Origin of the sequence: Polynucleobacter sp. CS-Odin-A6 (assembly GCF_018882095.1) — a bacterium.
Classification (GTDB): Bacteria; Pseudomonadota; Gammaproteobacteria; order Burkholderiales; family Burkholderiaceae; genus Polynucleobacter.
Window position 1 is genome coordinate 697069 of sequence record NZ_JACVPD010000001.1, and the last position, 23874, is coordinate 720942.

General features: G+C 47.9%; 19 protein-coding genes. 14 read left to right on the top strand and 5 right to left on the bottom strand.

The window, feature by feature from the left end:
• The first annotated feature begins 123 nt into the window (after positions 1-123).
• The 3 genes from ICN15_RS03580 to radA are packed head-to-tail and all read left to right on the top strand — an operon-like array spanning position 124 to position 3942.
• Complete coding sequence (locus tag ICN15_RS03580) at positions 124-2067, top strand: potassium transporter Kup (RefSeq protein ID WP_216201265.1); 1944 nt, start codon at positions 124-126, stop codon at positions 2065-2067.
• A complete protein-coding gene (locus ICN15_RS03585) occupies positions 2064-2573 on the top strand; it encodes a hypothetical protein (RefSeq protein ID WP_216201266.1) in 510 nt (169 codons plus the stop codon). Before ICN15_RS03580 ends, ICN15_RS03585 begins: the two co-directional genes overlap by 4 nt.
• 4 nt (positions 2574-2577) lie before the next feature.
• Complete coding sequence (gene radA / locus ICN15_RS03590; RefSeq protein ID WP_216201267.1) at positions 2578-3942, top strand: DNA repair protein RadA; 1365 nt, start codon at positions 2578-2580, stop codon at positions 3940-3942.
• A 12-nt stretch (positions 3943-3954) separates the two neighbouring features.
• On the opposite strand, the gene prmB is transcribed toward radA, so the two are convergent.
• From prmB to dapD, 3 genes are read right to left on the bottom strand one after another with little or no spacing between them, the layout of a single operon-like run.
• The gene (prmB, locus tag ICN15_RS03595; RefSeq protein ID WP_216201268.1) at positions 3955-4851 is read right to left on the bottom strand and encodes a 50S ribosomal protein L3 N(5)-glutamine methyltransferase; all 897 of its coding nucleotides are present in this window, start codon (positions 4849-4851) and stop codon (positions 3955-3957) included.
• A 39-nt stretch (positions 4852-4890) separates the two neighbouring features.
• Positions 4891-6042, bottom strand: a complete 1152-nt coding sequence (dapE, locus tag ICN15_RS03600; protein ID WP_216201269.1) for a succinyl-diaminopimelate desuccinylase — start codon at positions 6040-6042, stop codon at positions 4891-4893.
• Positions 6043-6051: 9 nt separating this feature from the next.
• A complete protein-coding gene (dapD, locus tag ICN15_RS03605) occupies positions 6052-6879 on the bottom strand; it encodes a 2,3,4,5-tetrahydropyridine-2,6-dicarboxylate N-succinyltransferase (RefSeq protein WP_216201270.1) in 828 nt (275 codons plus the stop codon).
• Between the two features lie 174 nt (positions 6880-7053).
• Here dapD and smc point away from each other — a divergent pair, with 174 nt between their 5' ends.
• The 4 genes from smc (at position 7054) to ICN15_RS03625 (ending at position 14209) form a co-directional block, all read left to right on the top strand.
• Positions 7054-10575, top strand: coding sequence for a chromosome segregation protein SMC (gene smc / locus ICN15_RS03610; protein WP_216201271.1), 3522 nt, complete (start codon positions 7054-7056; stop codon positions 10573-10575).
• 18 nt (positions 10576-10593) lie between these two features.
• The gene (locus ICN15_RS03615; RefSeq protein WP_216201272.1) at positions 10594-11625 is read left to right on the top strand and encodes a cell division protein ZipA C-terminal FtsZ-binding domain-containing protein; all 1032 of its coding nucleotides are present in this window, start codon (positions 10594-10596) and stop codon (positions 11623-11625) included.
• A gap of 9 nt (positions 11626-11634) precedes the next feature.
• Positions 11635-13650, top strand: a complete 2016-nt coding sequence (gene ligA, locus ICN15_RS03620; protein ID WP_216201273.1) for an NAD-dependent DNA ligase LigA — start codon at positions 11635-11637, stop codon at positions 13648-13650.
• Between the two features lie 67 nt (positions 13651-13717).
• Positions 13718-14209 (top strand): NUDIX hydrolase, encoded by a 492-nt coding sequence (locus tag ICN15_RS03625; RefSeq protein ID WP_216201274.1) that lies wholly within the window; start codon positions 13718-13720, stop codon positions 14207-14209.
• Between the two features lie 5 nt (positions 14210-14214).
• Here the strand turns inward: ICN15_RS03625 and ICN15_RS03630 are convergent, their stop codons facing one another.
• Positions 14215-16818, bottom strand: a complete 2604-nt coding sequence (locus tag ICN15_RS03630; protein ID WP_216201532.1) for a [protein-PII] uridylyltransferase — start codon at positions 16816-16818, stop codon at positions 14215-14217.
• 14 nt (positions 16819-16832) lie between these two features.
• Positions 16833-17669: a type I methionyl aminopeptidase gene (gene map, locus ICN15_RS03635; protein ID WP_216201275.1), complete on the bottom strand. Its 837-nt coding sequence runs from the start codon at positions 17667-17669 to the stop codon at positions 16833-16835.
• Positions 17670-17926: 257 nt separating this feature from the next.
• On the opposite strand from map, the gene rpsB reads away from it, so the two are divergent.
• From rpsB to ispC, 7 genes are all read left to right on the top strand, one after another.
• A complete protein-coding gene (gene rpsB / locus ICN15_RS03640) occupies positions 17927-18676 on the top strand; it encodes a 30S ribosomal protein S2 (RefSeq protein WP_216201276.1) in 750 nt (249 codons plus the stop codon).
• Entirely contained in the window at positions 18676-19554 is an 879-nt protein-coding gene (tsf, locus tag ICN15_RS03645) for a translation elongation factor Ts (RefSeq protein ID WP_216201277.1), read from the top strand. The genes rpsB and tsf overlap by 1 nt, the downstream gene beginning before the upstream one ends.
• Before the next feature lie 189 nt (positions 19555-19743).
• A complete protein-coding gene (gene pyrH / locus ICN15_RS03650) occupies positions 19744-20454 on the top strand; it encodes a UMP kinase (protein ID WP_046330461.1) in 711 nt (236 codons plus the stop codon).
• An 11-nt stretch (positions 20455-20465) separates the two neighbouring features.
• Positions 20466-21026 carry a ribosome recycling factor gene (frr, locus tag ICN15_RS03655; protein WP_216201278.1) on the top strand — a complete coding sequence of 187 codons (561 nt, stop codon included), beginning with the start codon at positions 20466-20468 and terminating at the stop codon, positions 21024-21026.
• Positions 21027-21057: 31 nt separating this feature from the next.
• Positions 21058-21831 carry a polyprenyl diphosphate synthase gene (gene uppS, locus ICN15_RS03660; protein ID WP_216201279.1) on the top strand — a complete coding sequence of 258 codons (774 nt, stop codon included), beginning with the start codon at positions 21058-21060 and terminating at the stop codon, positions 21829-21831.
• Positions 21832-21852: 21 nt separating this feature from the next.
• Positions 21853-22680 carry a phosphatidate cytidylyltransferase gene (locus tag ICN15_RS03665; RefSeq protein WP_216201280.1) on the top strand — a complete coding sequence of 276 codons (828 nt, stop codon included), beginning with the start codon at positions 21853-21855 and terminating at the stop codon, positions 22678-22680.
• A 2-nt stretch (positions 22681-22682) separates the two neighbouring features.
• Entirely contained in the window at positions 22683-23870 is a 1188-nt protein-coding gene (gene ispC, locus ICN15_RS03670; RefSeq protein ID WP_216201533.1) for a 1-deoxy-D-xylulose-5-phosphate reductoisomerase, read from the top strand.
• The last annotated feature ends 4 nt before the right edge of the window (positions 23871-23874 follow it).

Consider the following 23874-nt stretch of genomic DNA (forward strand, 5'->3'; position numbering starts at 1 on the left):
CTCTGTCGAGCTATTCCCGTAATTAAGGCCTAGTAAAGCAGTTCTTGAATCTAAATAAGACTGTAGAGTCAGCCTGCATAAGGAGTAACATATTGCTACGCAACATTGTGATGAGGCTTATTAATGTCAGTCAGTAACCAGGAATTTTCGCAATCCTCTCTGTTAAGACCGGTTGAGATTTCTCGGCAAGAGAGCAGTCATCCTCAGGGCGCCTCATTTTCTCTCATGCTTGCAGCCATTGGTGTCGTCTTTGGCGACATTGGTACTAGCCCTCTCTATGCTTTAAAGGAGTGTTTCAGTCCTGAGCATGGCATTCCATTTTCAGATGAAGCGGTATTCGGCGTTATTTCAATGGTGTTTTGGGCTTTCGCGATTGTGGTGTCACTTAAGTATGTGCTGTTTGTGATGCGCGCCAATAACCATGGTGAGGGTGGCATTTTGGCTTTAATGGCTTTGGCATTACGAACGGCGCCTGCAGGTTCCAAACGATCTCTCATGATTATCATGGCCGGCGTCTTTGGGGCCTGTATGTTTTATGGCGATGCGATTATTACTCCAGCGATCTCGGTGCTGTCTGCGGTAGAGGGATTGGAAGTCATCTCACCAGACTTAAAGAGTTACATTATTCCAGTCACCATTGTGATTTTGGTGGGACTGTTCTTAATTCAGAAAACAGGCACTGCCGTAGTGGGCAATCTATTTGGGCCCGTAATGCTAGTTTGGTTTTTAGTCATTGGTCTAATGGGTCTCTATCAGGTGATCGATAACCCGGTCATCTTTACTGCTATCAATCCTGTATACGCTATTCGATTCATGATTGAGCATGCCCTCCAGGGATTTATTGTGCTCGGCGCTGTCTTCTTGGTGTTAACGGGCGCTGAGGCACTGTATGCTGACATGGGACACTTTGGCATCAAACCTATTCGCATGGGCTGGTTCTTATTTGTGATGCCTTGCTTGCTCTTAAATTACTTTGGTCAGGGTGCCATGTTCTTGAGTCATCCTGAGAACATCACGAATCCATTCTTCTTAATGGTGCCGGATGCCTTTGTAATCCCCTTGGTGATATTGGCAACACTAGCTACTGTCATTGCCTCCCAGGCGGTGATTTCTGGTGCGTTTTCAATGACGAGTCAAGCGATCTTGTTAGGTTTTGTCCCCCGCATGAAAATTCTTCATACGTCAGATCGCGAAATCGGACAGATCTATATGCCGCTAGTGAACTGGGCTTTATTAGTTTTGGTGATCGCAGTAGTTCTGGCATTCAAAGAGTCCGCAAATTTAGCTGCTGCTTACGGTATTGCAGTGACTACCACCATGATTGTGACAACATTCTTGGCAGCTATCGTCATGCGTGTTGTCTGGCGCTGGAATACGCTCTTGGTTACCTTTGTGATCAGCGCTTTTTTAATTGTTGATCTTGCCTTTCTGGTTGCCAACCTTTTAAAGATCATGGAGGGCGGTTGGTTCCCATTGCTACTGGGTGCAATGTGCTTCCTATTGCTCATGACTTGGTATCAAGGTCGCAAATTATTACGTAAACGCGCGGTGGAGGAGGGTATTGAGCTGAAGGGCTTCATTGATGTCTTGATGAAAAATCCCCCGCACCGTGTTGAGGGTACTGCCATTTTCTTGACTGCGCATGTAGATTACTTGCCAGTGTCTTTCTTGCATAACTTAAAACACAATCATATTCTTCATGAGCGAGTATTTTTTCTGAAGGTCAGTATCTGGGATGTGCCCTACGTGAAAGAGGAAGAGCGTATTACCCTGCGTGACTTAGGAAATAATATTTTCGTAGTTAGGGCTGTCTATGGATTTAATGAGACACCAGATATGGGTAAGATTATTGAGTTGCTTGAAAAGTCATCTGGACTTCAATTTAATGTGATGGATACCTCCTTCTTTTTGTCTCGTGACACGATTGTGGCTACTGAGCTTCCTGGCATGGCTTTATGGCGTGAGCGCTTGTTCTGTTGGATGTATCAGAATGCCGGACGTCAATCGGACTTCTTTAAGATCCCTGCAAACCGCTTAGTTGAGCTCGGTGCAAAGGTAGAGATTTGAGAAAGCCTTTTCCTTTGCGGGCATTACTCGCATTTAATCTCTTTCTGTTGCTTGGCTGCTTCAGCTCCTTGGTGCTAGCCACGCCTGCCGAAGAGGCTCAGCTCGATCAGTTGGACAAGATTGAGCAAGAATTGGAATTACAGCGTGATTGGGCTAAATACCGTTGGGATAAAAGAAATTCTGAGTGCTATCAAAAGTATTGGGTTAATAGTTGTCTGAGAGATTCTCGTGCTGAATATCGCAAAGAGATTGATCCGATTCGCACGCAAGAGGTGGAGTTACACGTAGTACAGCGTAAGCTACGCGCCAGTATTAAGGACCAGCGCGATGCCGCTAAGATTGCCGAGCGTGCCTCCGCTGAAAAAGCGGCTGAACGTGCAGAAAGTCAAAAAGAGTTTGAAGAAAAGCAAAAAGCCGCTGCTGCTCGCGCAGCAGATTTAGAGCAGCGTCGTAAGGATGCGCCTAAGCGTGCCCAAGAAAATAAAGCGGGCACTCAGCTCGATTAATTCATTGGCTAAGATAAAAACTATCTACATCTGCCAGTCCTGCGGCGGAACCTCCGCTAAATGGCAGGGTCAGTGCCCTTCATGCCAAGCTTGGAATACATTGGAAGAAGGCATACCTGAAGTCAGTTCAAATGCGCGTTTTCAGGGCTTAGCTCAATCATTGCCGCGTCAAAAACTCTCCGCGATTAGCGCAGAAGATCTACCGCGCTTTAGTACTGGTGTCGAAGAATTTGATCGTGTACTCGGTGGTGGATTGGTGCCTGGTGGTGTTGTCCTGTTAGGCGGAGATCCTGGTATTGGTAAGTCCACTCTCTTACTGCAAGCGCTTGCAGAGATGAGTGCGGCTGGTATGAATGTCCTCTACAGCAGTGGCGAAGAGTCGGCTGCGCAGATTGCGCTCAGGGCTAAACGCATTGCACTCGATGCCCCGCAGCTGGAAGTGCTTGCGGAGATTCAGCTAGAAAAGCTCTTATCCATCATGGATACCGTGAAGCCACAGGTATTAGTGGTGGATTCGATTCAGACTTTGTATTCAGAGGTGCTGAGCTCAGCGCCAGGATCCGTTGCCCAAGTGCGTGAGTGCGCTGCGCAACTCACCAGAGCTGCAAAATCTAGTGGTATTTGTGTACTGATGGTCGGGCATGTGACTAAGGATGGTCATTTAGCAGGGCCTCGCGTACTGGAGCACATTGTGGATACCGTGCTGTACTTTGAAGGCGATACCCACTCTTCATTTAGATTAGTCCGCTCCATTAAAAATCGTTTTGGCGCCGTCAATGAGTTGGGTGTGTTTGCGATGACGGAAAAAGGTCTGCGAGGGGTTGCCAATCCTTCAGCGATTTTCTTATCGCAGCATGCGGAGATGGTGCCGGGTGCTTGCGTACTTGTGACGCAAGAAGGTAGCCGTCCTTTATTGGTGGAAATTCAGGCGCTGGTTGATACGGCACATATTCCAAATCCACGCCGCTTAGCAGTGGGTTTAGAGCAGGCGCGCTTAGCTATGTTGTTGGCTGTATTGCATCGCCATGCAGGGGTGGCGTGCTTTGATCAAGATGTATTCTTAAATGCAGTTGGTGGCGTGAAGATTTCAGAGCCGGCGGCTGACTTGGCTGTACTGCTAGCGATTCAATCCTCCATCCGGAATAAAGCCTTGCCTAAAGAGTTAATCGTATTTGGTGAAGTTGGCTTAGCCGGAGAAATTCGTCCATGCCCACGCGGTCAAGAGCGCCTGAAAGAGGCAGCAAAGCTGGGTTTTACGGTGGCGATCATTCCTAAAGCAAATATGCCTAAAACCAAGATTGCAGGATTGAGAGTCATTCCTGTAGAGCGCATCGATCAAGCGATTGCGGCAGCAGCAGAACTCAGTTAGTTGTTTCGCTTATTAATGCAGGTCTTCCGCCTGAATTAACAGCACCTGCCGATCGCCAGCAGATACTTCCATCCAGATCGCTGGGATCTGTGGGAATGCCTTCTTAAAGTGCTCATACTCATTGCCGATCTCCAGCAGAATGGCACCACGCTCAGATAGATAGTCTGGAGCGCTAGCAATAATCTTACGAATCAGATCCATGCCATCCTCTCCTCCAGCCAATGCGAGAGCAGGCTCTGCATGATATTCAGCAGGTAAGGCATTCATGGAGTTGGCATTGACATAAGGGGGGTTGCAGATAATGAGATCAAAACGATTGTCATCATACGGCTCTGGTAAAGCATCCCAGAGATCGCCTTCAAAAAGCTCTACATGCGAAGTCAGGCTATGACGATCAAGGTTGCGTGCGGCTACCGCTAATGCAGGCATGCTGATGTCACAGGCACTGACATGAATATCGGGGCAGGTCATGGCTAACAAAATAGCGAGCGAGCCATTACCAGTGCACAGATCCAGTGCTTTACCATCAGCCGGTAACCAAGGCTCAAGTGAGCCATCCACAATTAACTCAGCAATCCATGAGCGGGGAACAATACTTTGCTCGCTAGAGAAAAACGGCACACCCATTAACCAAGCTTCACCCAAAATATAGGCTAGAGGTTTACGTGTCGTAATGCGCGTTTCTGCAATCGCTAGTGCCTGGCTGATTTTCTCGCTACTGATGATTTGATCTAAGTGATCGAGCGCTTTGCTAGGGCTGAGATCTAATTGCTTGCTGGCGATCCACAGTGCCTCACTTTTCGCATCGATGGCGCCATGGCCATAATGCAAATCTGCAGCCTCAAGTCGTTTTGTGATTTGATCAATGCATTGATCAAGGGTGAGAGATTGCTGGGGGGCAGGGTCCATGAGGCTGTTAAAAATGAATGAATTAAACGGTTTTAAAACCTAAGCAATTAAGTGCTCGAGAGTCTTGCGGAAGATGTTCTTCAATGGAACGACATCATCAATAATGACGCACTCATCAATTTTGTGACTTGTTGCATTGAGTGGCCCAAACTCCACCACTTCTTTGCAGATTCTGGCGATAAAGCGACCATCACTAGTGCCACCCGTAGTCGAGAGTTCGGTATCAATCTGGGTTTCTGCTTTGATTGCTTTGCGTAATGCGCCAGCCAGAGCGCCATCATCTGTAATAAACGGACTACCACCCAAGACCCAATCAATCTCAAAGTCGAGGCCTGCAGTTCTGAGGATTCCCTCAAGGCGACTGCGCAGTTCTTCGGGCTTGCTTTCAGTAGAGAAGCGGAAATTAAAGTCAATACTAAGTTCACCAGGGATGACGTTATTTGCGCCGGTACCTGCATGGATATTGGAAATCTGAAAACTGGTCGGCTGGAAATACTGATTCCCTTTATCCCATTCCGTTTCCACTAGCGCTTGAATCGCTGGCGCTGAAAGATGGATTGGATTCTTACCGAGGTGCGGATAAGCGATATGTGCCTGAATGCCTTTGACTCGCAACTTTCCGGAGAGAGATCCGCGGCGACCATTCTTAATCATGTCACCTAAGCGATCTACCGAAGTGGGTTCACCAATGACACAGTAATCTAAACGTTGGCCCTGCTTTTGCAAGCGCTCGCACATGATGACGGTACCATCGTTTGCTGGACCTTCTTCATCGCTCGTAATCAGAAAGGCAATCGAGCCTTTGTGATCGGGGTGAGTTGCAACAAACTCTTCCGTTGCCACTACAAACCCCGCTAGGGAAGTTTTCATATCCGCTGCGCCACGACCATAAAGCATGCCATCCCGAATCGTTGGCGTAAACGGATCACTAGTCCATTTTTCAAGGGGGCCAGTAGGCACAACATCAGTGTGGCCGGCAAACATCAAGACCTTGCCTTGATCGCCTGCTGTACCTTTTTTGAGTGCCCATAGGTTAGTCACTTGAAAGTTCTCGGGGCCACTGACAACACTCTCAGTATGAAAGCCGATCGCTTGAAGGCGTTGGGAGATGAGCTCCTGACAGCCGCCATCGGCCGGAGTGACCGAACGACAGGCGATGAGGGCTTCAGTTAGCTCAAGGGTAGCGCTCATGGATTTAGCTTAATCGCGCAATAGATCGTTGATAGCCGTTTTTGCTCTCGTTTGAGCATCTACCTTTTTCACAATGATTGCAGCGTACATGCTGTACTTGCCGCAAGCCGAAGGCAGTGAGCCTGGAACAACAACGGAGCCTGCTGGTACTCGGCCGTAATGGATTTCACCGGTTGCGCGGTCATAAATTTTCGTACTTTGACCAATGAAAACGCCCATTGAAAGCACCGCATTTTCTTCAACGATTACGCCTTCGACAACCTCAGAGCGGGCGCCGATAAAGCAGTTATCTTCAATAATGACTGGACCAGCCTGAATTGGCTCTAAAACGCCTCCAATGCCTACGCCGCCAGATAGGTGCACGTTCTTACCAATTTGAGCGCAAGAACCTACAGTCGCCCAAGTATCGACCATAGTGCCTTCACCCACGTAGGCTCCAATATTGACGTAAGAGGGCATGAGGATGGCATTTTTGCCAATAAATGAGCCACGACGCGCCATGGCAGGGGGAACAACCCGGAAACCACCGTTGGCAAAGTCTTCTGCGGTGTAGTTTTCGAACTTGCTAGGAACCTTGTCGTAAAACTGGGTATAGCCGCCAGCACTCATCGGTTTATTGTCTTCTAAGCGAAAAGACAGCAAAACCGCCTTTTTGACCCATTGGTTGACTTCCCATTGACCAACGCTTCGGCGCTCGGCCACCCGAATAGTGCCAGTATTGAGGCCTTCCAGGACGGCATTGACCGCGTTACGAATTTCCCCAGAAACGGCGTCAGGAGAGAGGTTTGCACGGTTTTCCCAGGCTTGTTCGATGATGTTTTGTGGTGATTGGCTCATACTTTTTAGTTAACTATCAGATTGTTAAGGGGTTTTGCCCCTGGATATAGATTAATCATTATATCGGTGAGCCAAAAACCCATGGCTTAAGCCCTAAGCTTGCTATCATCTTCCCACTTTGGTAATAATTTTTACCCCCTTATTTGAACCCCTCTTTTCCCTGCAAAGTACGCCGTGCAACTGAAATCCATCAAACTTTCCGGCTTTAAGTCATTCGTCGACCCCACCCACTTTGAAATGCCCGGTCAATTAATCGGTGTTGTGGGCCCTAATGGTTGTGGAAAGTCGAACATTATTGATGCAGTTCGCTGGGTTTTAGGCGAATCCCGCGCTAGTGAATTGCGTGGCGAGTCCATGCAGGATGTTATTTTCAATGGTTCTGGTTTACGCAAACCTTCTGGCCGTGCCAGTGTCGAACTCATTTTTGATAATTCAGAAGGGCGTGCTCAAGGTCAGTGGAGTGCCTTTACGGAATTAGGTATTAAACGGGTTCTCACGCGTGATGGCAATTCTAGTTATTACGTCAACAACCAAGTCGTCCGTCGTAAAGATATTCAAGATATTTTCTTGGGTACCGGTATGGGCCCAAGAGGCTACGCCATTATCGGGCAGGGCACGATCAATCGCATCCTGGAAGCGAAGCCTGAAGAGTTGCGTGTTTTCCTAGAAGAGGCAGCGGGCGTTTCTAAATATAAAGAGCGTCGTAAAGAAACTGCCTCTCGCCTTGAAGACACTAAAGAAAACTTAGTGCGCGTTGAAGATATTGTGCGCGAGTTGGATCAACAGCTCACGCGTTTGGAGAAGCAGGCAACGGTTGCTGAGCGCCATGCTGAACTTTCCACTGAGATGAAATCTCAGCAGCAGTTACTCTGGTTTGTGCGTCAGACTGAAGCAGGCAAAGAGCAAGAGCGTCATGCCAATGGTATTCGGGATACTCAAGTGAGCCTGGAAGAGCAGACTGCAAAAATGCGTCATGCAGAAACTGAGCTCGAAACGATGCGTACTCAGCAATACGCTTTGCAAGATCTAGTTTCCCAAGCTCAAGGTGACTTGTATCAAACCAATGCGGATGTCAGTCAAGTTGAGTCCCAAATTCGTTACGTGCAAGAGGCACGTCAGCGTCTACAACAGCAATCTCAGGATTTATTAGCGCAGTTACAGCGCTGGACTGTTCAAGAAACGGACGCTGCTCAAGCACAACGCACAGCTGAGCAAGAGCTCAGTTTGGCTGCAGAAAAAGAGCAAACCTTATTGGCGGATTTATCCGACCTGCAAGAGCAAATGCCTAGCCTTGATGAGTCTTATCAAGTCCATGCTCGCGAACTCAATGATGCCCGCGAGAACTTGGCTACGATTGACCAACGTTTGGCGAGCTTGGGTGAGCGCGTTAAGGCGATCTTCGCTCAAGTAGAGGAGCTCAAAGGGCGCGATACTCGCCTTGAGGCTGAGCTTGCTGGTATGCGCAGACCTGATGCTGAAGCATTGCAAATGGCAATCGATCGTCACGCGATGGCACAGCGCAAAGTGGAGGAAGCCAGACTCAAAGCAGGTGAGGCGCAACAACGCGTTCCGGCTGCTGATGAGGCGCGCAATACTGCGCAACAACAATTTCAGGCTGCTAATCAAGAGTTAGCGCAAACCGAAGCAAAGCTCACTGCCTTAACGGCCTTGCAAGCGAGCGTTCAGGCACAAGGAAAAATTGGGCCTTGGCTTGAGAGTAAAGGCTTAAAAGAGAGTAAACGCCTTTGGCAAGAACTCAAGGTGGAAAGTGGTTGGGAAGCGGCTTTGGAGTCGGTATTACGGGAGCGCTTAGCTGCTGTTACTGCCAAGAGTGTTCAAGAAACCTTAGCCTTAGCAAATGATGCGCCCCCAAGTCGTTTAGCAATTTTGTTAACCGAGGAAATTTCTCCTGCGCGTACTGCGGTACCAACAGACTTTATTCCTTTGTTAACGCGCGTTCAAAGTGCCGGTGCACCGCGTGTAGCTGCTGTATTGCAGGAGTGGTTGGACAACATCTATATTGCTAACAGTCTTGAAGACGCCTTGCATCGTCGTGAGAAATTACCTGCGGGTGGCGCCTTTGTCACGCAACAGGGCCACTTAGTGAGTCGTGTTGGTGTTCAGTTATATGCTGCGGATTCAGAGCAGGCCGGCATGTTAGCGCGTGCGCAAGAGATGGAGGGTCTCGAGAAGCAATTACGTGCCCACAAACTCATTCAGAGTGAACTGCAGAGTGAGTTGGATCAATGCGTTGCCAATTATCAAGCTGCTCACCAAGCCGCGGAACAAACCCGGATCCATGCTGAACAAGCCGTGCAAGAAGTGCATGGTTTTGAAGTTGAAAGAATGCAACTCACTCAAGCTGAGGAAAAGTACAGCCAACGCGCTGAGCAAATTCAGGGTGAGTTAAGTGAACTGCGTCAGCAAATGGAGCAGTTCAGTCGAACTCATGAGCAATCTTCAGAAGAGCTTGCCCAATCAGAAGAGTCCAAGCAGGGCTTGCAAGAGAATTTAGCGGTTGCTCAAGAAAAACTGGAGCTAGCAACCCAAGAGCGCGATCGCCTCCGTGAATCTTTGCGTTCTTCTGAAATGTCTGCCCAAGAAGCGGCCTTTGCAACTCGCTCCCTACAACAGCGTATCTCTGATTTACAACGCGATCAAAGCACTGCTCGTGTTCAGATTATGGAGATTCAGGATAAGCAAGCTAACTCAGAGCAAGAGCTTGAAACCCTGAGCGATGAAGCAGCTCAAGATCAATTACAGGGACTACTACTGGCCCGAAGCGCTCGTGAGGCAGCCTTAGCAAATGCGCGCACTGAGCAAGATGCGGTCTTGCATCAACTGCGGGAAGCGGACGAAGTGCGCTTACAGATTGAGCGTAGTCTGCAGCCCATGCGTGACAAGGTGGTAGATTTGCAGTTACGTGAACAAGCGGCTCGATTGAACTTTGAGCAATTCGCCACTTTGCTGTCAGATGCAGAGGCCGACTTAATTGCTTTGGAAGCCAACTTTAGTCCCGACCTCAGAGTAGGTGCTTTACAAAGCGAGGTGACTCGTCTCGGCAATGAGATTCAGTCCTTAGGCCCTGTCAATATGGCTGCGCTAGATGAGTTATCAAGTTCTCGTGAGCGTAAACAATTCTTGGATGCACAGACTGCCGACTTGACTGAAGCCATGCAGACCTTAACTGATGCAATCGCAAAGATTGACGCGGAAACGCGGGACCTCTTGCAGGGTACATTTGATCAAGTGAATATCCATTTCGGTAAATTATTCCCTGAGCTCTTCGGTGGCGGTCATGCAGAGTTGGTAATGACAGGTGAAGAGATCTTAGATGCGGGTGTTCAGGTGATGGCTCAGCCTCCAGGCAAGAAGAACAGCTCGATCTACTTATTATCCGGCGGTGAAAAAGCGTTAACTGCGATTGCTTTAGTGTTCTCCTTATTTCTTCTCAATCCTGCGCCATTCTGCTTGCTCGATGAGGTGGATGCGCCACTGGATGATGCGAACACCTTGCGCTATGCGCAGATGGTTTCCAAAATGTCCAATAAGACTCAGTTTGTGTTCATTTCACACAACAAGATCACGATGGAAATTGCGCATCAACTGATTGGTGTCACCATGCAAGAGCAGGGTGTATCCCGGATTGTGGCTGTAGATATTTCCTCTGCAGTATCGATGGTGGAGGCTGCTTAAGTGGAGCTAGAGCAAATCATGACAATGTTGGGTTTGTCTGAATTGCAGCTTGCTTTAGCCGTAATTGGCTTACTGATCTTAGTATTTGTAGCAGTAGTGAATATCAAATATGCCCGTGCGCGTCGCAAGATGGAAGTGAACAAGAGCTCATTAATAAAGGAGCCTTCTTTTAGCCAAGATTTTTCTGAGGCTGTCGATCGAGCAGAACCCACCTTTGGAGATATCAGCCTCCCATCCACATCCATTCCAGACAATTTTTCTATCGACCCTCGAATTGACTGCGTGATTACGCTGCGCTTTGATGAGCGTATTCGGGGCGCTGAAATTCTTGATGAAATGAAGGTATGGGTGGATGAGCCGTCTGCCTTAACGGCGCGCTGGATGTATGAAGGCTTCAATGCAGATGCTGATGAACATTGGGAGGCATTACGCCCAGAAGCTGCCTATTCTGAGTTACAACTAGCGATTCAATTAGCAAGCCGTCGTGGACCAATTGGTGTACTAGAGTTATCTGACTTCTGTTCGCGTGCGCAAGCACTTGCAGCAACCCTGGGATCTCAGATTGATATGCCCAGTGTCAATACGATGCTGGAGAGCGCTAAAGAGTTAGATGTGATGGCTGCAGAGAGTGATATTCAGCTGAGTATCAATGTGCTTTTTGATGATGCAGCTTCGGGTGCTAACTTCGATGCCTTGATGCGTAAAAGAGGTTTTAGACTCTCTCGCAATGGCCGCGCTTATGAGTTCTTTAGTAATGGCGCTCTGATTTTTACTACTTCAGAGATTAACCCCAACGCACCGGTCAAGCAGCTGACTTTATTGCTCGAGGTACCTTTAGTGGCTTATGAAGAGCGTGCGTTTGAGCGGATGCTGAGTGAGGGTCTTGAGATTGCCCAATCAGCTCACGGGCGTTTGGTGGATGACAACGGCATCAATCTGACTGAGGCTGCTGTGATTAGCATTCGCCAGCATCTAGATGTTCTTTATTCCAAACTTGAGAAGGGCGGCGTTCCTGCAGGCTCTTCTACTGCTAGTAGACTCTTCAGCTAAGGAATCACGTTGTCGTCTTCTAGTCCGACAAAATTAGCGGATCGCTATGCATTCTTACAAGTCGAGTTAGCGCGCCTAGAGCATGCTTACTATGTCCTTGATAACCCCATCGTTCCCGATAGTGAGTATGACCGCCTCTATCGCGAGCTGTTAGAGATTGAGGCTGCTCATCCCCAATGGGTTACAGCTGATTCGCTCTCTCAAAGAGTGGGCGGCGCTGCATTAAAGGCGTTTGATTCGGTCATTCATATTATGCCCATGCTTTCTTTGAATAATGCTTTTACAGATGAAGAGCTGATTGCTTTTGATCGTCGCTGCCGAGAAGGTCTGCATCTCGAACAAGTAGATTACGCTGGCGAACTTAAATTTGATGGCTTAGCGATCTCTTTGCGCTATGAGCATGGTTCTTTAGTTAGGGCTGCTACCCGTGGTGATGGTGCCAGTGGCGAAGATGTCACTGCAAATATTAAAACCATTCGAGCCATTCCGCTAAAGCTAACGGGGGAAAATATTCCGGCAGTACTTGAGGTACGCGGTGAAGTTTTCATGTATCTCAAAGACTTCCAGAAAATGAATGAGCAAGCTGCATTATTGGGCGAGAAGGAGTTTGCCAATCCCCGCAATGCGGCTGCAGGTAGTTTGCGTCAATTGGACTCTAAAATTACTGCTAAGAGGCCCCTCTCTTTCTTTGCCTATGGTCTTGGTGCGCTAGAGCCCCAGTCCTGGTTGCCAGCCACTCACGAAAAACTATTGGATGCTTATGTTGTACTAGGTTTACCAGTGTGCTCTGAACGTCGTGTCCTTCAATCGGTAGAAGCTATTTTGGCTTTCTATAACGAAGTTGGCGCTAAACGAGATTCACTCCCTTACGATATTGACGGTGTGGTCTATAAGGTGAACTCCTTTGCTGAACAAACTAAACTTGGATTTGTTTCTAGGGCACCTCGCTTTGCCTTGGCCCATAAGTTTCCTGCTCAAGAGGCCTTAACTACTGTATTGGGTATTGATGTTCAGGTAGGCCGCACTGGCGCCATTACCCCTGTTGCTAGATTGGCTCCAGTCGAAGTGGGTGGTGTCACTGTAACTAACGCAACCCTGCACAACGAAGATGAGGTCAAGCGTAAAGACGTCCGAATTGGGGATACCGTTTCTGTGAGAAGGGCTGGTGATGTGATTCCAGAGGTCGTCTCTGTAGTCAAAGAACGCAGGCCATCCGACGCAACAGAATTTATCATGCCAACCCATTGCCCTGTGTGCGACTCTCATATTGAGCGCTTGGCTGATGAGGCCATAGCGCGCTGTAGCGGCGGACTATTTTGCGGGGCACAACGTAAACAGGCGCTCATCCATTTTGCACACAGAAGAGCGCTAGATATTGAAGGCCTGGGCGAGAAGATCGTAGATCAATTGGTTGATCAGAATTTAGTACGAACACCAGCTGATCTTTATCGACTTGGCTTTACTGCGCTTGCTAATCTGGAGCGTATGGGTGAGAAGTCAGCCGATAATCTGATTCAAGCAATCAATCAATCCAGAAATACCACTTTAGCAAGATTCATCTTTGCCTTAGGTATTCGGCATGTGGGCGAGACTACCGCTAGGGATCTAGCGAATCATTATCAAACTATGCATGCGTTAATGGATGCCAATCTCGAAGATCTTCTCACGGTCAAAGATGTTGGGCCAGTCGTGGCAGATTCCATTACTAGCTTTATGGGTGAGGCGCACAACCGCGAAGTGATTGAGCAACTTCTGGCTTCGGGTATGCAGCTCTCAGTAGAAGAAAAGATCATCAGTGCAGCAGTAGCTGGAAAAACCTTTGTACTTACAGGCACTTTCCCAACCATGACCCGTGATGAAGCTAAAGACTTGCTTGAAAAAGCAGGCGCCAAAGTAGCAGGGTCCGTCTCGAAGAAAACAGATTACGTAGTTGCTGGCACGGATGCAGGCAGTAAGCTTACTAAGGCGGAAGAGCTCGGTGTCCCGGTAATAGATGAGGCGGCCATGATGGAGTTACTGAAGTAGGTGATTTCCTACGCAGTAATTGGCTTTACGCTGTCGCAGTCCTTCGATAAGATTTTTGGACTTGACTATGAAAATCATTGAACGCATCTCCAAAGAGGCTATTGGCACCCGATTTAAAGCATCTTGTGATCAGGTCTTATCTACCGTAGATCCTTACTCGCGATCTACTACGGCAGGTCACATTACTGCTAGCGGCCTGGTTGTAAGAGATGGTCGAGTACTTCTCATCTTTCATCCTTACATTAAGGCGTGGATGCAACCAGGCGGTCATATTGATGAAGGTGAGAGTCCGATCGATGCTGCAATTCGGGAGGTCTTTGAGGAAACGGGTATTGCCTGCAAGCCCATCGATGAATATCTAGATCCTATCGATATTGATTTACATGAAATCCCCGCAAACCCAAAGAAAGCTGAGGGTGTGCATTTACACATTGATCTTTTGTTTGTATTCAAAGCGATCGAGGAGCGGGAATCTCCTGAGAGTATTGAAAAGGCATGGGTGCCTTTTGATCAAATAACTTGCCCGCGTATTCAGCGAGCCTTACAAAATCTCAGTTGATTTCCCTAGACTCCTAGCGCCTCTAACAAATCGGTCTCTAGCAAGATTTGCAGCTTCGGATTTTTACTCAGGTTAGCAGCATCTAATAAGAATACGTCTTCCACGCGTTCACCCAGGGTGTTGATGCGTGCCGTATGCAGAGAAACCTGATGCTTAGCTAATATTCTGGAGATGGCATAGAGCAGGCCAGTGCGGTCACTTGCTGAGAGTGACAGTGCGTAGTAGTGCCCGCGCTCATCCGGTGTCATATGTACTCGTGGTTGAATCGGGAAAGTGCGTGATTGCCTTGAGAGGCGCCCCATGCTGGGTGATGGCAGAGGATCATTGTGTTGAAGTGCCGCAGTGAGCTCATATTCAACAAGTTGAATGAGGTCACGATAGCTACCACCTTCATCAACTAAATTACTACCCGAAATTTGGAAGGTATCGAGTGCATAGCCATGTCGTGTTGTATGAATGCGGGCATCCCAAATGGAGAAGCCGTGGCGCTCAAAGTAAGCGCAAATTCTGGCAAATAAGTCTTCTTGATCCTTTACGTAGACGGCAATTTGCAAGCCCTCGCCGACAGGGGAAAGTCTTGCACTGACGACCGGAGTTTTACTATCCACCTGATTGAACAGATGGCGCGTGAGCCAAGCAACATCAGATGCCTCTTGGCGTAAGAAGAAGGCCACATCTAACTGCTGCCAGAGATTCTCATAAGCAGTATCCTCGATGCCGTAAAGTCTCAGCTTAGCGCGCGACTCCTCTTGATGCTGGGCAAGATCTGAGGAGGCGTCTGGTTTAGCACCCCCTAATACCCTTAGCGTGGCGCGATAGAGGTCCTCTAGCAATTTCCCTTTCCAGGCATTCCAGACTTTTGGGCTGGTACCGCGCACATCGGCTACTGTGAGCAGATAGAGTGCGGTGAGATGGCGTTCATCACCCACTTTCTTCGCAAAAGCTTGGACTACTTCCGGATCGGTAATGTCTTTCTTCTGAGCCACTTGGCTCATATTGAGATGTTCTGCTACCAACCAGATGATGAGTTCTGTATCGGCTTTATCTAAGCCATGATCTTTAGCGAATTTACGGACATCCGCTTTGCCAAGCTCCGAATGGTCTCCACCCCGACCTTTAGCAATGTCATGAAAGAGGGCGGCAATGACCAAGAGCCACGGCTTTTCAAAATGGGCCATTAAGCTGCTGCAGAACGGAAATTCATGGGTATGCTCAACCACCATAAAGCGGCGCACATTGCGCAAAACCATCAAGATGTGTTGATCCACTGTGTATACATGAAATAAATCATGCTGCATCTGACCCACGATTTTTCTGAAGGCAGGTAAGTAGCGACCAAGCACGCTAGTACGGTTCATGAGTTGGAATGCGCGACTGACTCCTTCAGGCTCTTTTAATATTTCCATGAAAAGAGAGCGATTGATAGGATCTTGGCGCCACTGACTATCCATCTTTTGGCGCGCGTTATAGAGCGCTCTGAAAATAGTGGCGGATAAGCTTTTGACATTCGCTGTTTGTGCAAAGACCAAGAAGGTCCTTAGAATCTGTTCGGGGTGTTTCTGGAATAACTGAGGGTCGGTGATATCTAGTACACCTTGACGCTCAATAAAGCATTCATTGCCCTCACCAGTAATAGCATAGGTCGTTTTGGATTCTTGAGGAAAGAGCAGGGCTTCAATATTTTGTAGCAAGACATCGTTTAATTGACTAACCGCTTTGGCAGCCCAATAGTAACGACGCATAATCGCTTCGCTTGCGAGTCTTGAAGAATCCTCTTCGATGCCCATAGCCGCGGCAAGTGGTGCTTGCAAATCAAACACCAACACATCCTGCCTACGCTTAGCAAGCAAATGTAAATTGACGCGCAGAGCTTCTAAAAAACGTTGATTGCGATTAAGTTCTGTCAACTCCCGTTCGGTAACCAAACCCGCAAGATTGAGATCCTTAAATGTGCTGCCTAAGTGCGCGGCTTTACTAACCCAGGTAATGATTTGTAAGTCCCGCAGGCCACCAGGGCTTTCTTTGCAGTTGGGCTCAAGGGAGTAGGGCGTATCCTGATATTTATAGTGGCGCTGAATTTGCTCTGCTAATTTTGCTTGGAAAAATGACTTTGGATCTAAAGTCTTTTCGTAAGTTTCTTCAAATTCTTTGAAGAGAGATTTCTGGCCGCAGATGAGTCGTGATTCCAGCAACGAAGTGCGTACGGTAATGTCTTGTTCTGCCTCAGAAATACATTCGGCCACTGTTCTAACGGAAGAGCCGATCTCTAAGCCGGTATCCCAGCACCTTGCTACAAACCGTTCAATCTTGTTGGCGAGGACTTTTTCAAAGTATTGCTGGTCTGCTGGAAGCAGAATCAAAATATCAATATCAGAGTACGGGAAAAGTGCGCCCCGACCAAACCCACCCACTGCAATTAAGGCAGCATCTGTGTGCAGGTCACAGGAGTTCCACAAGCTGATTAGTAACTCATCACTGAGCTTGCTCAATTGCTTCGTTAATCTACTGGCAACTTGATGCTCCCGAAAATCGGCATAGGCCAGCTCACGAGCTGCACGCAAGCTCGCAATATCTGCAATCGGCTTCGCGCCTGAGAGGGGTTGAGGCATCACGCTGGAGTGGTTTAAACGTTAGCTAGGTTTGGCCTAAAGGAAAGCCCCTTGACACAATCCGGTATGGGATTGCTTCCTTCTGACCAAGTAAGGACTTCAACACCGGTAGCGGTTACTAATAGTGTATGTTCCCATTGAGCAGAGAGGCTGCGGTCTTTCGTCTTCACGGTCCATTGATCGGGCATAGTGCGAATATCGCGGCGACCTGCATTAATCATCGGTTCAATCGTAAAGGTCATACCTTCTGTCAGTTTTTCACCAGTACCAGGGCGGCCATAGTGAAGAATTTGCGGATCTTGATGAAAGACTTTGCCAATACCATGTCCGCAATATTCACGGACCACAGAGTAACCCGCCTTCTCAGCATGCGTTTGAATGGCATAGCCAATATCCCCTAACGATGCACCAGGCTTTACTTGCGCAATCCCTAGCCACATGCATTCAAAGGTCACTTGGGTCAGGCGTTTTGCAATAACCGACACTTCACCCACCATGAACATGCGGCTGTTATCTCCGTAGTAGCCATCAGGTGTGATAACGGTAATATCGAGATTCACGACATCACCGGTTTTCAAGATCTTCTCCCCAGGAATGCCGTGGCAGATCACATCGTTAACTGAGGTGCAGATTGCTGCCGGAAAGGGTGGATAGCCTGGGGGCTGATAGTTCAATGGTGCTGGAATGGTCTTTTGGACATCACGCATGTACTCGTGGCAAATGCGATCTAACTCTCCAGTGCTCACTCCTGCTTTGACATGGGGGGCAACATGATCCAGCACTTCACTGGCTAAGCGGCCAGCCTCGCGCATCCCTTGGATGTCTTTTTCGGTGGTAAATACACTATTCATGCCTTGATTATCAACGACTTGACCGTTTTTGCGAGCGGTGCAATGCCTAAATAATGGGCAGAGACCCTATTTAATGTGATTTTGAGGTGGGTATTCCTTCAGGAGGATGGCTCTGGAGTGTCTAGGTCCCTGATATTTAAGCTATAATTTTTGTTCTCAGATCAATTTTGAACTGAAATCGCGGGTTGAACCTTCCAGGGTGGCGCTTTTTAGCGCAGCTAGGGTTCAATCTTAGAAACTAACCCTTAGGAGATGTTATGTCAGTAACTATGCGTCAAATGCTGGAAGCCGGTTGCCATTTTGGCCACCAAACCCGTTTCTGGTCCCCAAGAATGGCCCCTTATATTTTCGGCCATCGCAATAAAATTCACATTATCAATTTGGAAAAGACCTTGCCGATGTTTCAGGACGCCCTGAAATTCGCAAAACAAATTGCTGCTAATCGTGGAACCATCTTATTCGTTGGAACAAAACGTCAATCACGCGAGATTATTGCTGAAGAAGCGGCCCGCGCTGGTATGCCTTATATCGACAGTCGTTGGTTGGGCGGTACGCTCACCAACTTTAAAACCGTTAAAGGCTCCCTCAAGCGTTTAAAAGATATGGCAGTCGCTAAAGAAGCCGGCGATTGGGAGAAGCTTTCCAAGAAGGAAGCCTTGACTAATGATCGCGATCTCGACAAGTTGCAAAAAGCACTTGGCGGTATTCAGGATTTGAACGGCGTGCCAGATGCGATTTTTGTAGTGGATGTGGGCTATCACAAGATTGCTATTACCGAAGCGAACAAGCTGGGTATTCCGGTGATCGCTGTGGTGGATACCAACCATTCACCAGAAGGTATTGATTACATTATTCCTGGTAACGATGACTCTAGCAAAGCAGTTTTGCTCTACGCTCGCGGGATTGCCGATGCAATCCTCGAAGGTAAATCCAATTCTGTTCAAGAAATCTTGACCGCCGTTAAAGAAGGCGAAGAAGAGTTCGTTGAAGAAGGGAAAGCTGAATAATGGCTGCTATTACCGCTGCAATGGTTGGTGAGTTACGCGCCAAAACTGATGCTCCGATGATGGAGTGTAAAAAAGCGCTGACTGAGGCTGACGGCGATATGGCTCGTGCGGAAGAGATTCTGCGTGTCAAGCTCGGTAGTAAAGCGGGTAAGGCCGCATCCCGTGTAACGGCTGAAGGTATTGTGGCTTCATTCATTAACGGTACAACAGGTGCTTTATTGGAAGTGAACTGCGAAACCGACTTTGTTTCTAAGAACGACGACTTCTTGGCCTTTACTGCTGAGTGTGTCAAGTTAGTAGCAGAGAAGAATCCAGCGGATGTTGCTGCATTACTTGCATTGCCTATGAATGGCCAAACTGTGGATGAAGTCCGTAGCGCCTTGATTGGCAAAATCGGTGAAAACATCATGCCACGTCGCTTCAAGCGTTTTGCTGGTAGCAATAAATTAGTTTCTTATCTCCACGGTACTCGTATCGGCGTCATAGTTGAGTTCGATGGTGACGAGACTGCAGCCAAAGACGTCGCAATGCATATTGCTGCCATGAAGCCAGTGGCTTTATCGATGGCTGATGTTCCTGCTGAAGCAATCGCTATTGAACGCAGTGTTGCAGTTCAAAAGGCTGCTGAATCTGGCAAACCGCCAGAAATCGTTGAGAAGATGGTGGAAGGTTCTATTCAGAAGTACCTCAAAGAGGTGTCTTTGTTGAACCAAACTTTCGTTAAAAACGACAAGCAATCGGTTGAGCAAATGCTTAAAGCTGCTAACACCACGATCAAGAGTTTCACCATGTTTGTGGTGGGTGAGGGCATCGAGAAGCGTCAAGACGACTTTGCGGCTGAAGTGGCTGCTCAGGTTGCCGCTGCTAAGGGTGCTTAACTAGCGCTACCACTACTGGGTTTACCCAGTAAGGCCGTCATCCTCAAAAGGGCATAGGAATCTCGGTTTCTATGCCCTTTTGTTTGATCCGCGCCAAGCCCCTTATAATTTAGGTAAGACATTAAAAAGTACTTAAAGATCAATACGCTAAGCAAGTAGATTGCTTGGCTAATTACGGAAAACAAAACCATGCCAGCCTACAAACGTGTTCTCTTAAAACTCTCTGGTGAAGCCCTCATGGGGGATGATGCTTTTGGTATCAATCCCATCACTATTGATTCGATGGTGAAAGAAATTGCCGATGTTGTCAACAGCGGTGTTCAATTAGCGATTGTGATTGGTGGCGGAAATATATTTCGTGGTGTAGCAGGCGGGGCGGCCGGCATGGATCGTGCAACAGCTGATTACATGGGAATGCTAGCAACGATGATGAATTCTCTTGCGCTACAAGATGCTTTGCGTCAAAAAGGCGTTGAGGCTCGCGTGCAATCTGCTTTAAGAATGGATCAAGTCGTTGAGCCTTACATTCGCCCGCGTGCTATCCGCGCGCTGAGCGAAGGCAAAGTCGTGATCTTTGCAGCGGGTACAGGCAACCCATTTTTTACTACCGACACTGCGGCCGCTTTGCGGGGCGCGGAAATGGGTGTCGAGATCGTACTCAAAGCCACCAAAGTCGATGGTATTTACAGCGCAGATCCAATGAAAGACCCAACGGCTACTTTATATAAAACGATGACCTTTGATGAGGCAATCATTAAAAACTTACAGGTAATGGACGCAACTGCTTTTGCATTGTGCCGTGACCGTAAATTACCCATTAAAGTGTTTTCGATTCTCAAGCCAGGCGCTCTGATGCGCGTGGTTCAAGGGGAATCTGAAGGCACCTTAGTACACGTTTAATAGGAGGCTTGATGTCCGCAACAGAAATTAAAACTACTACCGATCAAAAGATGCAAAAGTCTCTTGAGGCGTTGAAGACCAATTTGGCAAAGATTCGTTCTGGCCGCGCCAACCCAGGAATCTTAGAGCATATTCAGGTTGATTACTACGGCAATCCAACCCCACTAAGTCAAGTGGCGAACTTAGGCTTAGCTGATGCCAGAACGATTAATGTGCAACCATTTGAAAAGACGATGGTTGGTGCTATTGAGAAGGCTATTCGGGATTCTGACTTGGGTTTGAATCCGGCATCACAAGGTACGGTCATTCGTGTACCAATGCCTGCATTAACAGAAGAACGTCGTCGTGACTTGACTAAGGTAGTCAAACATGAGGGCGAAGAAACGAAGATTGCAGTACGTAATTTACGTCGCGATGCCAATGAGCATTTAAAGCGCCTCACTAAAGACAAAGAAATTTCTGAGGATGATGAGCGTCGTGCGACTGACGAGATTCAGAAGATGACGGATCGCGCTGTAGTCGATATCGATAAGATCATTGCAGAAAAAGAAAAAGAGATCATGACGGTTTAGTCGTCAGATTCTTTTTTATCAATCTCTATCCATGACTCAGCATACTAGCTCTACCTTAGTGATTCCCGAGGTACAAGCGATTCCGCGCCATGTCGCCATCATCATGGATGGCAATGGTCGTTGGGCTAGCAATCGTTTTATGCCTCGTGTTGCGGGGCATACTGAAGGTTTAGCCGCGCTTCGTAAGATTGTGCAAGAGTGCCGCCGTCTGGGAGTGGAATACCTCACGGTATTTGCCTTTAGCTCAGAGAACTGGCGCCGTCCGCCAGAAGAAGTCGGTTTTTTGATGAAGCTTTTTTTGAAATCTTTGAAAAGCGAAGTTGCCCGACTTGCTGAAAATGATATTGCCTTTCGACTCATTGGTGACTTAAGTCGCTTTGATGATGCAATCCAACAAATGGTGAAATTCTCTGAAGAAAAAACGGCTGACTGTAAGGGTCTGACTATGACCGTCGCCGCGAACTATGGGGGTCGCTGGGACATTTTGCAGGCGATGCGCAAATGTTTGATTGCGAATCCTGGATTACAGGCTGAGCAGGTTTCTGAAGAGTTGTTACAACCCCATTTATCGATGGCCTATGCGCCGGAGCCGGATCTCTTTATTCGTACTGGCGGTGAACAGCGAGTGAGCAATTTCCTACTATGGCAATTGGCTTACACCGAGCTCTACTTCACGGATACGCTCTGGCCTCATTTCGATGAAGCTGAATTGCATAAGGCTTTTGATTGGTTTAGTCAGCGTGAACGTCGTTTTGGTCGAACTAGTGCTCAGCTTGAATCTGTGCCCATGAGTGACGCAGTTTAATCGCTCCTCTCACACTTCTTTATGCTAAAAACCCGAATCATTACTGCCACTATTCTGATGGCAGTCCTATTGCCCATCCTATTTTTATTGCCCCCATTCTATATAGGCGCTTTTTTTCTGATTGCGCTCGTCGCTGCCGCTTGGGAATGGAGTCGCATGATTGCCCCTGAGTCCAAGATGGCTGCATGGCTCTATGCCGTTTTTTGCTTGGCTATTATTTTGTTGTTGTTGGGGATGCAAGCTATCTCATGGCAATTTTCTTTACTGATGATAGCCGTCTTATTTTGGTTCTTCTTAGCACCATTCATCTTTGCAAAGGGTATGAATCTTTCTCTTCACAAGCTGAAAACGTTCTATAGCATTGTGGGTTTAATTATTCTCCCAGCAACATGGTTTGCTTTGGTCTTCTTGCGTGAACTAGGTTTAGTATTTTTGCTCAGCACCATGGCCTTGGTATGGGTGGCAGATATTGGCGCTTACTTTGTTGGCAAGGCTTTTGGAAAGCATAAACTGGCGGTGCACATTAGCCCAGGAAAGTCGATTGAAGGTGCGCTAGGGGGCCTGGCTCTTTGCTATCTGTACGCGTTTTTGTGCGTAGCATATTTGCCATTAGGGGATACTTTATTTGGAGCTTGGGCAATTCGCTTTGGCTGGGTGCCCCTATTCTTGATGGTGACGGTATTGACAGCATTCAGTGTGTTCGGTGATTTATTTGAGTCTCAGCTCAAGCGCTTAGCAGGAGTCAAGGATAGTAGCCATTTGCTTCCTGGGCATGGTGGGGTTCTCGATCGTGTTGATGCGCTGATTCCGACGATGCCGATTGCTGCATTATTGGCTGGATTTATTTAATGTTGCTTAAACAAATTGCGATCTTAGGGTCTACGGGATCCATCGGCGTCAACACACTAGATGTTATTCGTGCGCATCCCGATCGCTTCTCAGTAGTTGCGCTGACGGCTGCAAAACAAATTGAGCGACTAGCTGAGCAATGTATCGAGTTTAAGCCACGCATTGCCGTCGTTGCTGACGCAGAAGGTGCTGGTCGCCTCAGTAAATTACTAGCCGATCGGAATGTCAAAACTCAGGTTTTATACGGTCCTGAAGCATTAGTTACTGCGGTAACGGACTCCGGATGCGATGCGGTTATGGCGGCGATTGTAGGCGCTGCCGGACTCGTCCCAACGCTCGCTGCAGCGCAAGCTGGTAAGCGGGTATTACTAGCCAATAAAGAAGCGCTCGTGATGTCGGGTAATTTATTTATGCAGGCTATGAAAACCGGCGGTGGCGAGCTACTACCAATCGATAGCGAGCACAATGCGATTTTTCAATGCCTGCCTGACCATTTCACTAAAACTCCATCAGATCATTTCGGGGTTGAAGAGCTGTGGTTAACCGCCTCTGGTGGACCATTCAGAGATGTACCAATTACAGACTTAGCGGATATTACTCCCGACCAAGCTTGTGCACATCCAAACTGGGTCATGGGTAGAAAGATTTCCGTAGATTCTGCAACGATGATGAACAAGGGCTTAGAAGTCATCGAGGCGTTTTGGTTGTTTGGTTTGCCGCTAGAAAAAATTAAGGTATTCATTCATCCGCAAAGTGTGGTCCATTCCATGGTGCGCTATCGCGATGGTTCTGTTCTGGCGCAAATGGGTCAGCCGGATATGCGCACCCCCATTGCTTATGGATTAGCTTGGCCTGAGCGCATTGATGCTGGCGTGGCCCAGTTAAATTTGACGCAGTTAGCGGGTCTGAGTTTCTCAGAGCCTAATCTCTCTCAATTTCCTTGTCTGAGCTTAGCATTTTCTGCTGCAAAGTCAGGGGGCACAGCACCTACGGTTTTGAACGCCGCGAATGAAATTGCTGTTGCGGCATTCTTAGACTCGGGCTTACCTTATTTGCAGATTGCAGACGTGGTAGAGCGCACATTACATACTGTTCCTACAGCACCCGCGGATTCCTTAGAGACGATTCTCGAGGTGGATGCGCGGGCTCGTCAGATTGCGAATGATCTGATTAATAAGATCAAGTCCTAGAGTG